The sequence below is a fragment of the Dyadobacter bucti genome, assembly GCF_005869225.1.
GTDB lineage: Bacteria > Bacteroidota > Bacteroidia > Cytophagales > Spirosomataceae > Dyadobacter > Dyadobacter bucti.
On the sequence record NZ_SWFP01000015.1, the window covers coordinates 106,261 to 118,786 of the forward strand.

Sequence of the window (12,526 nt, forward strand, 5' to 3'; positions counted from 1 at the left end):
CCCTTGTTACCAAAAACAACATTTTAATCATTTTTGTTCTCCGGCTTTGGCAGCAACACCTTGCGGGATAAGCGATATTTTCCTGTTTTCTTATCTATTTCAACCAACTTAACCTGAACTTCCTCTCCTACCTCTAACACACCATCCATTTTCTCCAGACGTTCCCACTTGATCTCAGATATATGTAGTAAACCATCCTTTCCGGGTAAAAATTCAACAAATGCACCAAACGGCATAATTGACTTCACCTTTCCGCTGTAGATCTCTCCGATTTCAGGTACAAGAATAATTCCTTTGATCCTCGCCACAGCTTTATCCATTGAAGTCTTATCGGCAGAGAATATACTTACGAAACCAGCGCCATCTTTTTCTTCGATAGAAACAGTTGCACCGGATTCTTTCTGAATATCCTGAACAACCTTACCGCCAGGTCCGATTACCGCACCGATCATTTCACGGTCAATTTTAATAACAACTGCGCGAGGTGTATGTGGTTTGAGGTCCGCACGGCTTTCTGTGATAGTTTTGTTCATTTCACCCAGAATGTGCAACCTTCCCGATTTCGCCTGCATTAAAGCTTCTGTCAAAACTTCGAATGAAAGTCCGTTTACTTTCATATCCATCTGACATGCTGTGATACCTTTCTCAGTTCCTGTAACTTTGAAGTCCATATCACCCAGGTGATCCTCGTCACCAAGAATATCGGACAGAACAGCATATTTGCCAGTCACTTCATCTGAAATAAGCCCCATAGCAATTCCTGATACCGGTGCTTTCACCTTTAGGCCAGAGTCCATCAGTGCAAGTGAGCCTGCACATACTGTAGCCATTGATGATGAACCATTTGATTCAAGGATATCAGAGACAATACGGATTGTATATGGATTATCTTCAACAGGCGGCAGCACTTTTTTCAATGCACGCAAAGCAAGGTTACCGTGACCAACCTCGCGACGGCCCGGTCCGCGGTTAGGCTTCACTTCACCCGTAGAAAATCCTGGAAAATTATAATGCAGCATGAATTTGCTGTATCCATACTTCAAAGGAGTATCAATGATTTGTTCGTCATTTTTTGTACCAAGAGTTACCGTGGTCAATGACTGTGTTTCTCCTCTTGTAAAAAGTGCTGACCCGTGAGCATTTGGCAAAAAGTCAACTTCGGAAGCGATAGGCCTTACTTCATCAAGACGACGACCGTCCAAACGTTTTCTTTCGTCCAATACCAAACGACGGGAAGCTTCCCAAACGAGGTCATTGAAATAACGTTTCGCCAGCGACTGGTTTACCTCTTCATCTTCTGCGATTGAAGCTGTAAATTCTTCCCAAACTGCTTTGAAACCATCTTTTCTAACTGTTTTATTGGTTGAACCCAATTGAGTCACCGCATAAATTTTGTCATAAGCAAATGCTCTCAAACGTTGCTCCAACTCTACATCCGACGCGTCACCTACATATTCACGCTTGGTTACTTTTCCAACCGCCGCTTCAAATTCTTTCAAAGCAAGACATTGGTTCTTAATAACTTCGTGAGCTACTTTCAATGCTTCTACAACTTCTTCTTCTGAAACTTCATCCATTTCACCTTCCACCATAGCGATATCGCTATACGTAGCGCCAACCATCAGATCAAGAGTAGCTTTTTCAAGTTCCGCTGATCCAGGATTGATCACATATTCACCATTAATTTTGGCTACACGAACTTCGGAAACAGGACCATTGAAAGGAATATCAGAAGCAGCAAGAGCAGCAGAAGCAGCAAGTGCGGCCAATGCGTCCGGCAAAGCAGTCGCATCAGCTGAGATCAATAATATGTTTACCTGTACTTCCGCATGATAATCATCCGGGAATAACGGACGCAGCACACGGTCAACCAAACGGCTGGTCAATACCTCATGATCGGAAAGTTTACCTTCACGACGCTGAAAGCTACCTGGGATTCTTCCCGCAGCAGCAAATTTTTCCTGATAGTCTACCGATAACGGTAAAAAATCAAGACCTTCCTTAATATCTTTATTTGCAACAACCGTGGCAAGCAACATCGTATTGCCCAGTCTTACTACAACCGAACCATCGGCCTGCTTCGCTAATTTTCCTGTTTCAATTGTGATTTCCCTGCCGTCTGGTAAGGGTATAGTCTTGGTAACTATATTAAAGAGCATAAAGTTGTGATTTTTTGTAGCTGCAAAACGCCATCCTGACGTTCATGAATTCGTTAATTTCCGCAAAAAATCAGGGAACTTTCATTGATATGAAGTTCCCTGATCTAAAATTACTTACGTATGTTCAATTCGGCAATAATCGCACGGTAGCGGTTAATGTCTTTTTTGTAAAGATAATCCAGCAATCTTCTGCGCTTTCCTACCATTTTAAGGAGGCCCAGCCTTGTGTCATTATCTTTTTTGTGCGTTTTTAAGTGCTCGTTCAAATAATTGATACGGTACGTAAATAAAGCAATTTGTGATTCAGCAGACCCAGTGTCTCCGCCTTCTTTTTTAAAACCTTTAGCCTCGAAGATCTCTCTCTTCTTTTCCGCGGTTAAATACATAATTGTAACAACAGATTTAATATAAAAAAGTAATTTACGGCTCCTTGCCGTAAATAAGGTTGCAAAATTAATATTATTACTCGTATTATAAAAATATAATTTTCCTACGATTCCATAAGGCGTGTTTTACCGAATCTACTTGCCCACTTAGTCTTAATTCTTTTAACATACATTTGATAGACATCTTTTTCGAAAAGTCGGGAATCACTTCGGGCCTTGCTAATGAAATACATCCCCGCCAAAAACAATACAGTATTGGCCATCCAGGCACCAACGGGCACAACCAACAAACCTTCCTTCACCCATTTATCACCCTGATTGGTCAGTACATAAAGCAGGATAAAAAACAATATTGACACCAGCACCGGCACTCCAAAACCACCCTTTTTAATAATCGCGCCAAGTGGTGCGCCGATCAGAAACATGATCAGACAAGATAACGCCTGGGTATATTTATGGTGTTTTTCTAATTCATACTTGTTGGCATCTTTCAGTTTCGTCTGCAGATAATCCGTCTGTGACTTAACGTAACTGAGCATACTGGCTGATGCATTTTTTGTATTGGTAAGAACCTCCTTTTTCAGACTGTCCGACAGAGGTATCGCCAACAAAGAATCAATCCAGGGCCCGCTTTTTATCGTTTTATCAGTTCCCTCCTTATAATTATAGGAATAATATTGCTGGCTGCCAGGGACAAGGTTCTTTTGGGTTTCAATATAAGAAGTTCGAAGCGAATCGGCCGTTGAGGTCAGATCATTGATATTCTTCATAAACTCATGGTATTTAAACTGGCCCTCATCCGTACGCTTCATACCAAATGACGACAAGCTTTCTGTCAGACGGTAGTGCCGGAACCCATTGCGGCTGAAATTTGAAAAATTCGGGCTTGCACCAGTCATACTTGAAGAGATATACGCCGGTCTCCCACCCCCTGAGTTCACCTCATCAGTATATCGCGTTCCATTATATAATTCAATTACCAGATACCTGTTGTCATTGATCGAATACATCCTTCCTGAATCTGCCAGGATTATTTCTGTATTGCCAAGCTCGTAAGAACGGTTGCTATGCTTGTAAATGACCATTCCCTTTAATTTGCCGTTTTCTTCCTTTTCGTCTACCTTAATACTGTAACCCGGCAAGTCATTATAAAAAATCCCCTCCTTGATTTTGAGTGTGGCCTTTGTCGTTTTGATATCGTACAGAAGGCTGTATCCTTTCAAATTCGCCCACGGAGAAACACGGTCGTTGAAAAAAAATGAGAAAATACTGATACCAATCGCTACGATGAAAAGCGGGGCCATCGCCCTTACAACTGAGATACCGGCACTTTTCAAAGCTGTCAGTTCAAAGAACTCCCCAAGATTTCCAAATGCCATCAAAGAAGAAAGCAGCATAGCAAGCGGAAGCGCGGTTGGAACTGTAATGAGGCTGAAGAAGAAAAAAAGCTGAGCATAGTCAAAAATACCCAGGTCCTTGGAAACAAAGTCGTCTATGTAAAAGATCATGATCCTCATCAGAAAAACGAAAACCACAACCGACATAGTTATTATAAAAGGCCCCCAAAAGGAGGAAAGCACAAGCTTATCAAGCTTTTTCATCAACTACCAACAATTTCTCTCAGATTAACTATAAATCCATCCCAAAGTGACGTCAATTCATCCTGATCACGGTTCGAGGAATAATCTATCACACGAAGAAAGGTCGTCTGGGTTAACTCGCTTACTTCAAGTTTTAGTTCCACATGGTTGTTGTCAAGATTATCCTCACTTGTGTTTTCAAAATCAAACCTCACTGCCTTGTTGATCCTTAATCCCGTCTGTTTAGCGATATGACTGTCGCCGTCCCATTGAAAATCAAAGCGGTGATCTGGCAGGACGGTCACTTTCTCAGCAAACCACTGCTCCAGCCCAGAAGGTGTAGATATATATGGAAAGAGTACTTTGGGTGATGAACGCAATTCAAATTCAGTAATAAACTTATATTTTTCCATACGAACTAAAATTAAATGGGTTGACCATAAGAGTACAGATCTTATACGCTGATTTAAAAGTCGTAATATAGCATAATTCAATAATAAATGTTGCTTAAAGTTAATTTTAAGTGTTTTGCCAAATCAAAAATTTAACGAAAAAATACACGGATTCGTTGTGTAATAATTTAATTTAACATACTTTTGCACCACAATTACGGCGGGGTAGCTCAGATGGTTAGAGCGTAGGATTCATAACCCTAAGGTCGGCAGTTCGATCCTGCTCCCCGCTACGCAGAAAGCCCCTTTTTTAGGGGCTTTTTTGTTTCAGTCAAAAATAAATCAAAAATTATTGAGAAAGGCAAATTCCCTAAAATGTACCTTTGCTGCATCGTCATAAGCTTTTGATGCCTCGACTACGCTCGAAAACACTCCTAGATGAAAAAGCTTTCCGTCTACACGTATTCGCGCCATCCACTTGTTCAATCGGGGAATGAATGTAGTGCCCTTTAAACTAGATCCCTTTGCTTTACTGTTCCTGGTATTTTCAGCCTTTGTGCAGATCCGTAGGTTTGACCGGCAGTTATTCAGTTTCTGCCTATCAATATGATCAATCTCCATACCGGATGGAAAGCCCATTATTTGACGGTGCATGGCAATAAATTTCGGCCCCTCAGTATCTTCTTTTTTCCGTCTGCGATACGCGTATCCATTTGAAAATGACCATTTATGCCTTGATAACCAATCATAATCAGCATCATCGACGGTTGTGAAATACTTGCCTTTTGATACGGGGATTTGCTTGGTCAATAACCATACTCCAACTAGTTAAAAATGAAACTGGCTCTCGCGCTGAGTTGGCAGCGTCTGACTTTTCGGGGATGGCCGTCCCACCAGTATTTCTATTTTAGCTGTCGTTTTAGCTGATGTCAACGCTCCCGGTCTTTATCCCGGTCGCGGGGCTTGAACTTTCCCATAAATTCCCTCTGGCGCCTCTCTTTCTCAGTTTCTGGCCGTTGAACGTCGAGGGCTTCCTGTCTCATTTCACTGGTTTTGTTCCTGACTTTTTGCTGTGCGCGAATGTCTCGGATGACGTTTTTGTCCATCGGAAGCTCAATTCCTTCGAGCCTTTTTCTCATTTCCGAGGTGCGGACAGAGAATTTCTCTTCCTTGACACGAAGTTTTTTCATGAGGTCATAACTTCGCCCGGTGTCGTCAATCACCATATATGGACGGCGTGTTGTGCTGGCGGCAATGGTGTATCCATACTCGGCGGACTTGGCGATAAACTCTTCCCCGGTTGAAGAGGTGCGCCAGGCATCGATCACGTCTTTTCTCAAAACAGGACGGCGGAGATTTTTCTTCGGTGTGCGTTCGTGATTAAATTCGATTTCCATTTTTTCCCTTGCCCGGTCGTGAGCTTGGTAATTTAGCCCGTCAGGCCGCATTTTCCCAAGTGCGGGATCGTAACGCTGTGAGACGAGGTGAAGATGCCACCTGCCGTCTTTTAAGTGCCTCACAGCCGCCCATGGAAGGCCTTGATATCCGCACTCCTGAGATTGTATCTCGGCACATCTGATCCACTGCTCGTCTGTCATCTGGTGGCTCTCCTCAGGCCTTGGGCTGATGATGGAATGATACAGCGGTTTCTCGCTCTTGGTAAGAAGGTGAAACCTGTCCATCTCGATCAGGGAATTTGAAAGACTGTCCGTATCCAAGGTTCCGTAAATGGCGAACAGCTCGACATGCTCGTTGTCAGATTTCGTCAGAAGGTATTTCGCCAACTGCCGTCCATTTCCCCTAGATGCTCCACGGATTACCATTACAGACCTTTGTTTATTTTTTGGCCGGCCGATTTTACGACGGCTGAAAGTTCACGGAGGATATCATCAGGAAGTCGGGATTTCAACCTATCCAGTGCTCCGGATATTTCCTGAATTGCCGACAAAGCCTTCAATTGGATTTCCTGCGCTTCGGTGGCCTTCAAACGCCTCGGTCTCACCCCTGCCATCAAGAACCTTCCATACTCCGAAAAGGTCATCCGCGCGTCTCTGGCGTTCTGCTCTGCGGTCGCAAGCTCTGCATCCGAGAAGCATATCTGAGGTTTGTTTTTTCGCTTAGATAGGGATTGTGGTCGTGCCATGGTTTCCAACGTGAGGGTCAAGGGAGAGTGCAACGTCTCAATTGCAAGGCGTTCTAAATGGGTCCAAACGGAGTTTTGATACATATAGAACATGTCCTTGCAATATATACCAAAAATCCCGCCCTCACAACCCCTATCACCCTCTAGATCAGATATTTATGACCGTTTAATAAGTCATGCAAGTAATTAGCCAGCGGTTACACTTATGGGTTAAGTGCAAATTATTCTTTTTATCACCTAATTATTCTCAATGATGAAGAACAAGCTTAACTCATGGACATCTCAGGATGTTGCCGACCTTTTTAAAACAAAGTATGATCCGGAATCCAAGATCAAGACCGCGCTCTTTCTAGTAGGGCTGTTCTTCTCCCCCATTACTCTGGCGGGTTCGCTCTGGGGATATATTCGAGCTTACAACCGGAAGCTTTTTCATTTGAATGTCCCTCCCACCTTATACCCCCTGCACCCGTTCGCCCGGCTGTCTATGATCATCTTTGCGTTATTTATTTGGGTGGTGCTTGCTGTTTTATACTTCCTGTGGATAACGTTCTTTGTATCCATCTTTGGCTGGAGTAGTGATCCTTTAAAGGTTGTCATTTACGTCCTGTCTTATTCAGTCAGCTACTACGCTCTTATGTTTGGATTTGATGTTTGGAGAAACCGGATGGTTGACCATAGAACAAATTTAAACATGTTCGGCACGGCAAGGTGGGCGCACGGCGGTGATTTGGAAGACCTTGACAAAAAAGGAATCTTCATCGGAGAAGGGTATGATTATCATAAACAGGGGCATTTGATAACAGTGGCCGGAACCCGTTCAGGTAAATTCACTAATCTGATAGCCCCTAACCTCCTAGGCCTTGGAGAGTATGATGGTTCTTGGTTTGTTATCGACCCGAAGGGGGAGTGCGCTTTTGTCACGGCTGATTATCAAAGGTCAATCCCCGGCAGGACAGTAAGGGTAATTGACCCATGGAAAGTCTACTCACAGAACCCCGATACTTTTAATCCTCTCGATATTATTCCCCTTGATGATGACGAGGCTATCGCGGATGACGCTTCGATGATCGCAGAGATGATAGTTCCAGAAAAATCAGGCTCATCTGATCCCTATTGGGATAATCGCGCCAGGTCATTGATTTCAGCATTAATTACTCACTGCATCCTTGATTATAGGGAAAAACTCCACCAAAAGGATATGGATGATGAAGAGCAGGGATTCAAGTTGTCGGGTGATGAAGTTGAAAACACTAAAACTTTAACAACTATTTGGAGGTGGCTACGACTACCGGAGGATGAATTTTTGCAGCTTCTCATGAAAATGTCCGTGTCAACGAACGAAATTGTGTCTTTGGCATCGAATGAAGCTCAAAACATCATTAATAACAGCCCTAAAACCCATGGCAGCATCATGTCAAACTGCTGTTCTCACACTGATTTTTTAAAATCGCCCTCTCTCCAGCGATCTGTAGAACACTCAAACTTTAATGTCAATGAGATCTCAGACGGCAATACAACGGTCTATGTGATTATTCCACCCGATAAAATTGATAGTCAATATAAATGGCTTCGTATTGTCGTAGCATCTTCTTTAAGAGCGGTTGTCCGCAACCGAAAAAAAAGAGTAACTTTTATTTTGGACGAATTCCCCTCGCTTGGTAAAATTAATGATATCAGCAGCTTCATGGCAATGGGTGCAGGCTACAACATTACCCTATGGCCTATCTTCCAAAGTTTAAGCCAGTTGTATTCTATTTACGGTGATGGATGGGAAGTTTTTATGGCCGGGGCTGCCATTAAGCATTATTTCGGGGTAAACGACAATTTCACCGCTGATTACGTCTCTCGGATGGCCGGATCGTCCACATACTTGAATTATGACACAAACATCCCCGGAATGCGGCAAGCTCGACCAGTGTCTAGACCGTTAATCACGCCAGATGAAGTAAGGAGAGGATCACAAGACCATATCTTTACCTTTATTGAACAGCGGCCTCCGGTTAAATTTGCCAAACATCCTTACTATAATATAAATGCGATAAAAGACCGGGCTTCCAAAAATCCGTATTATACCCCAGATTAAAACTTGGGCTTAAAGCTTATTGAAGGACCCGGTGAACCGACACCGATATTTGCTGTGTTGTTTTTCATCCTACCCTCGCTGAGGTCCTTATGCCCTTCATATAAATGATCCATAAAGCCAAACTGTATGTCCTCGGGTTCCAAAATAGATCCGAGGGCGTGCATTGCCCTCATTCCCGCCCCTGACTTGTCATTATCAGGAAAACAGCACACACGCTTGATGAAATGCTTCCGGGACAGGATATGTAACCCAACTTCTCCGATAAGACTGTCTGAATTGCTGCAAATATACTCCTCGTTAGGTTTCCGGCCGCCGGTCATTTGATCCCATGTTATCAGGTCAAACTTTCCCGTAAATACAAAGGCTGTTACGTCTTCTTCCAGCTCATCGGCCAAAAACGTTGTAATTGCCTTCGGGCCGATGCAAGTCTTGAATTGGTCTTTTTCGTCTTTACCGTAGTTGCTTATTTCGTGGCCTCCCTTATCATTCGGGAAAGAAAAGGCTTTGAACGTAGATTTGCCCCGCAGGATATCGGCTTGCTCCATATACTTGGACACGGTTTTCAGGGATAATTCCCTACGGCTAATCTCCCTTAACAGGTGCAAGGCGGTAATTCTCGGTGAGCTTTTCTTGATCTGATAATAATCTGAATAGGTCACTGCTGCCCTCTCCTGCTTGTAAACCGTTACCCTGGGGATCGTATCAAAGGCTTCCAGTCGTTTCAATGCCTCTTTCGTGTCCTCTGGATCGTTCCGCTTGCCGTCCGCACTGTCAATCATGAGATCGATTACGTCTCCCTTCGGCCTGTGATGGCCGTAGTCCTTGAACGTATTGCTGCGCTCGTCGATGTAAAAGGAAGGAGACTTCTCAGCTCTCAGGGGGGAAAACCATCGTGTAACGTGAGGCTTTGTCCGTCTGTCGAACTTCGCCCCAAGGCGTTCAGCTATTTCCGTTATTGATATGGTCTTCGCGTCCTCTATATTAATCATCTGTTATTGCTTACCTAAAACAGTGGTGATCACTCCATTCACCTCACAATACCTAACATCAAATGCTTTAATGTCTTCCAGAATACGATCCTTTACTTTAAGAATGTCAACATTATACATGCGCGCCAACGCCATACAAAAAGCGTGATCTGTTAATTTGTGTTTCTTATTCATTAGTGACTCCGGAGGGTTATACCCGGCATGTTTCTGGTAAAACTTGGTAGCCTCTATAAACATGAGAACATATTTTACCTGAGACTTGTCGCATACATGAAGTAAGGAATTTAGATTTTTTCTTACCCGATTATAATATTCATTGGTACGGTTGAATAAATAATAATGTACTCGACGCAATTCCGCTGTCATGAATTTTTGATATTGCATGTAAGTTGGAGAAACAACAAAATCACCGACTTTCATGATCTCTCCTTGTGCTTGCAAAGGGCTGCGTCAATATCTTGAATTGTCGGGTGTTTTTCAAAGTCCTCCAAGCTCATATCGCTGTGCCAACTTTCCCAAAGTTCAAATCTTGCGTCTCTTAACGCTTTCACAAGATGGTTGTTGTCCTGTTCCTGTAATGAAGCGCGGCGATTTACTAGATAATCAGCCATATATTCAAAGCATCTTTTAAATTCAGTCCATTCATAACAAACCGATAAATCATGCCCGTTGTCTTCCTTAAACTTGTATAAATTTTCTACCTGTTCGGCGAATATCCGACCGTTTTCAATTGCTCCTAGAGGAAAGTCTATATCCTCCTTTTTATCAGATGGCATAACCGTTGCGGGAACTAAGCTTGCGCGGATGTATTTTGTTGTACTATGGTCAACATCTGATCTTTTTGGAAACCATTGACGATCCAAGTCCAGCCATGCGTGATCAGGCATATCATTATTCTCAGTCATTTTGCACTCCTAATCGTTCGCAAATTATCTTATATTCAGGATGGGTTTTCAGGTCTTCTATTCGTATATGTTCGTTTAACCAGTCGTAGGCTTGTTTGTTTTCTTTGATTTTGTTACGATCAGCAAGGTATGCGCGAGCTGCTCTTGCTACTTGCATCAGCTCATAAGATTTGTCTGCTGGCTTTTCGGTATCATCACCAACGAAATCAGACTTGCAGAATACCTTCCCGCTATATTCAAGATAGTCAATATTTTCGGACAGAACGTCTAAATCAATTCCACTCATCATAAATCTCCTCTGGAAACATTCTTGTATGCTTCGTATTCGGTTAGGGCTTCGGCTGCTACTTCACCACGGTCTTTAATAATTGTAATTCTAGCATCTGATGGAAATTCTCTAAATTCTGTGTAATGCAATCCACCAGAATAAAATTTCAAAGCCTCAGCCAATTTATCAGCCACCGCAACGGATATCAGGTCATGCTCTGGTGCGCGTTTTACTTTTCTGACATCACACCATCCACGATGCCCATCTTTGTAATGAGCTGAATAATACCACCACTCCATTGATATATTTGTACCTATATATAAAACATAATTATCTACTGCATAAGCCATCCCGAATTGGTGCGTCTTTGGGTCAAATTTCATTAGTTAATCCCCTCAATTCTCGGAAGGCTTACAGCAACAAACTCATTCATGCTATCTTGTTCCTTCTGTGTGTATGATGCTTGCATTTCAGGCCATGATTGAACCTCTGATACGATATGCTCACGGATGCTTTCATAAGTATATGGCAAAGTGATACCGATAAATAGCCAGCTTAGAGCGATGATTGATAGGTAAATTTTGGTCATGCAATCTGCTCCCAAGATATCTTGTTAAGTTTATTAATGTAATAATCTCTCTCCCGCATGACGACAGTCCACCAACCAGAATTAATTCCATTATTGCAAAACTCCATAACTCTTGAACCTTCGCCAATGCCATGATAAAACATCAAGGTATTATAACCATCAGGCCATTTACCGAAAAACCTATCAATTTTATCAGATAAAGTTTCATGATTGTCTTTGCACCATTCATGCCAAAATCCGTTTTTGTGTGCTTCCGAATAATCCATCACATTACCCCTTTCTGTTCGGCAAATAAACTCAGCGTCCTTGCCTCTTGGTTAATTGCGTTTGCTGCTATGTAGCCCTTTTGAGTGGATTGGGCTATACGGCTGGCGTGGTTCATTCCAGACAGAAAGCAAAGGATTTCCCGTGGTGTGTACTCTGGGCGTTGTCTGCCGTGGTAAGCATAGATTTGATCTAATACTGATTTCATGATTGTGCCTTTGCTTTGGCGAGTGCTTGGCCGATAAAACATTCAGATTTATGCTCCATATCGTAATCGTAAAATGAATGAGAGCCACAGACTGGGCAATACCATTCGTTTTCGATATCACCCTTACCGCTAGTACCGGCTTTTTCCAAAGCGGCAACAAGATCATAATGAGAGTTACAGGCGCGGACGATGAATTCGGCATTTGCTTCCATTTCTTCAAAGGATCGCTCTTTATGATCTGTCCCTTCGCCGCCAGACCAGTGTCGATATTCCGTTTTTATTTCTTTTGTCCATTGTTCTGATACATGCGGACCTTGCTCTGGATCGCATATCTCAAACCCATCAGAACCAAATATCTCAAGACTATGGTCGGATATTTTCCAAGGCGTAGGCGTGTGTTTTACTTCGGTCATTTCAGCTCCTTCGGGAGGTATGAGGTGGCTCCCGAAAGCGGCACACATTTTTGCACAACATGATGCAAAATGGGAGTTCAGAAAGAGAGCAAAACCCGAAAGAGTTATGATGCTGAGTTTAAGCAGGAAGTAACGAGAATGTTGGCT

At 42.9% G+C, this 12,526-nt stretch carries 15 protein-coding genes and 1 tRNA gene; 2 read left to right on the forward strand and 14 right to left on the reverse strand.

What is annotated here, in order from left to right; translation table 11 throughout:
- Positions 1 to 23 precede the first annotated feature (23 nt).
- The 4 genes from pnp to FBF61_RS31770 form a co-directional block, all read right to left on the reverse strand.
- Positions 24 to 2,159, reverse strand: a complete 2,136-nt coding sequence (gene pnp / locus FBF61_RS31755; RefSeq protein WP_138485021.1) for a polyribonucleotide nucleotidyltransferase — start codon at positions 2,157 to 2,159, stop codon at positions 24 to 26.
- A gap of 110 nt (positions 2,160 to 2,269) precedes the next feature.
- The gene (gene rpsO / locus FBF61_RS31760) at positions 2,270 to 2,545 is read right to left on the reverse strand and encodes a 30S ribosomal protein S15 (protein WP_138485022.1); all 276 of its coding nucleotides are present in this window, start codon (positions 2,543 to 2,545) and stop codon (positions 2,270 to 2,272) included.
- 104 nt (positions 2,546 to 2,649) lie between these two features.
- Positions 2,650 to 4,146, reverse strand: coding sequence for an LptF/LptG family permease (locus FBF61_RS31765; RefSeq protein WP_138485023.1), 1,497 nt, complete (start codon positions 4,144 to 4,146; stop codon positions 2,650 to 2,652).
- A complete protein-coding gene (locus tag FBF61_RS31770; protein ID WP_138485024.1) occupies positions 4,146 to 4,538 on the reverse strand; it encodes an START-like domain-containing protein in 393 nt (130 codons plus the stop codon). Before FBF61_RS31770 ends, FBF61_RS31765 begins: the two co-directional genes overlap by 1 nt.
- 198 nt (positions 4,539 to 4,736) lie before the next feature.
- Between FBF61_RS31770 and FBF61_RS31775 the strand changes: the two genes are divergently transcribed.
- A tRNA-Met gene (locus tag FBF61_RS31775) sits at positions 4,737 to 4,810 on the forward strand.
- Positions 4,811 to 4,859: 49 nt separating this feature from the next.
- Here the strand turns inward: FBF61_RS31775 and FBF61_RS35690 are convergent.
- The 3 genes from FBF61_RS35690 to FBF61_RS31790 all read right to left on the reverse strand — a co-directional run bounded on the left by FBF61_RS35690 (position 4,860) and on the right by FBF61_RS31790 (position 6,660).
- Entirely contained in the window at positions 4,860 to 5,171 is a 312-nt protein-coding gene (locus FBF61_RS35690; RefSeq protein WP_374756639.1) for an HNH endonuclease, read from the reverse strand.
- Positions 5,172 to 5,446: 275 nt separating this feature from the next.
- On the reverse strand, positions 5,447 to 6,340 hold the full coding sequence (locus FBF61_RS31785; RefSeq protein ID WP_138485026.1) for a relaxase/mobilization nuclease domain-containing protein: 894 nt from the start codon (positions 6,338 to 6,340) through the stop codon (positions 5,447 to 5,449).
- Entirely contained in the window at positions 6,340 to 6,660 is a 321-nt protein-coding gene (locus tag FBF61_RS31790; RefSeq protein WP_138485027.1) for a hypothetical protein, read from the reverse strand. The genes FBF61_RS31785 and FBF61_RS31790 overlap by 1 nt, the downstream gene beginning before the upstream one ends.
- A gap of 250 nt (positions 6,661 to 6,910) precedes the next feature.
- Between FBF61_RS31790 and FBF61_RS31795 the strand changes: the two genes are divergently transcribed.
- On the forward strand, positions 6,911 to 8,743 hold the full coding sequence (locus FBF61_RS31795) for a type IV secretory system conjugative DNA transfer family protein (RefSeq protein ID WP_138485028.1): 1,833 nt from the start codon (positions 6,911 to 6,913) through the stop codon (positions 8,741 to 8,743).
- Here the strand turns inward: FBF61_RS31795 and FBF61_RS31800 are convergent.
- The 7 genes from FBF61_RS31800 to FBF61_RS31830 form a co-directional block, all read right to left on the reverse strand.
- On the reverse strand, positions 8,740 to 9,732 hold the full coding sequence (locus tag FBF61_RS31800; RefSeq protein WP_138485029.1) for a hypothetical protein: 993 nt from the start codon (positions 9,730 to 9,732) through the stop codon (positions 8,740 to 8,742). The genes FBF61_RS31795 and FBF61_RS31800 overlap by 4 nt on opposite strands.
- Positions 9,733 to 9,735: 3 nt before the next feature.
- On the reverse strand, positions 9,736 to 10,152 hold the full coding sequence (locus tag FBF61_RS31805; protein WP_138485030.1) for a hypothetical protein: 417 nt from the start codon (positions 10,150 to 10,152) through the stop codon (positions 9,736 to 9,738).
- Complete coding sequence (locus tag FBF61_RS31810; RefSeq protein ID WP_138485031.1) at positions 10,149 to 10,637, reverse strand: hypothetical protein; 489 nt, start codon at positions 10,635 to 10,637, stop codon at positions 10,149 to 10,151. The genes FBF61_RS31805 and FBF61_RS31810 overlap by 4 nt, the downstream gene beginning before the upstream one ends.
- Positions 10,630 to 10,926 carry a hypothetical protein gene (locus FBF61_RS31815; RefSeq protein WP_138485032.1) on the reverse strand — a complete coding sequence of 99 codons (297 nt, stop codon included), beginning with the start codon at positions 10,924 to 10,926 and terminating at the stop codon, positions 10,630 to 10,632. The genes FBF61_RS31810 and FBF61_RS31815 overlap by 8 nt, the downstream gene beginning before the upstream one ends.
- The gene (locus FBF61_RS31820; RefSeq protein WP_138485033.1) at positions 10,923 to 11,288 is read right to left on the reverse strand and encodes a hypothetical protein; all 366 of its coding nucleotides are present in this window, start codon (positions 11,286 to 11,288) and stop codon (positions 10,923 to 10,925) included. Before FBF61_RS31820 ends, FBF61_RS31815 begins: the two co-directional genes overlap by 4 nt.
- Before the next feature lie 202 nt (positions 11,289 to 11,490).
- Positions 11,491 to 11,760 carry a hypothetical protein gene (locus tag FBF61_RS31825; RefSeq protein WP_138485034.1) on the reverse strand — a complete coding sequence of 90 codons (270 nt, stop codon included), beginning with the start codon at positions 11,758 to 11,760 and terminating at the stop codon, positions 11,491 to 11,493.
- A 202-nt stretch (positions 11,761 to 11,962) separates the two neighbouring features.
- The coding region (locus FBF61_RS31830) for a hypothetical protein (RefSeq protein WP_205748343.1) at positions 11,963 to 12,526 on the reverse strand (564 nt) is incomplete at its 5' end.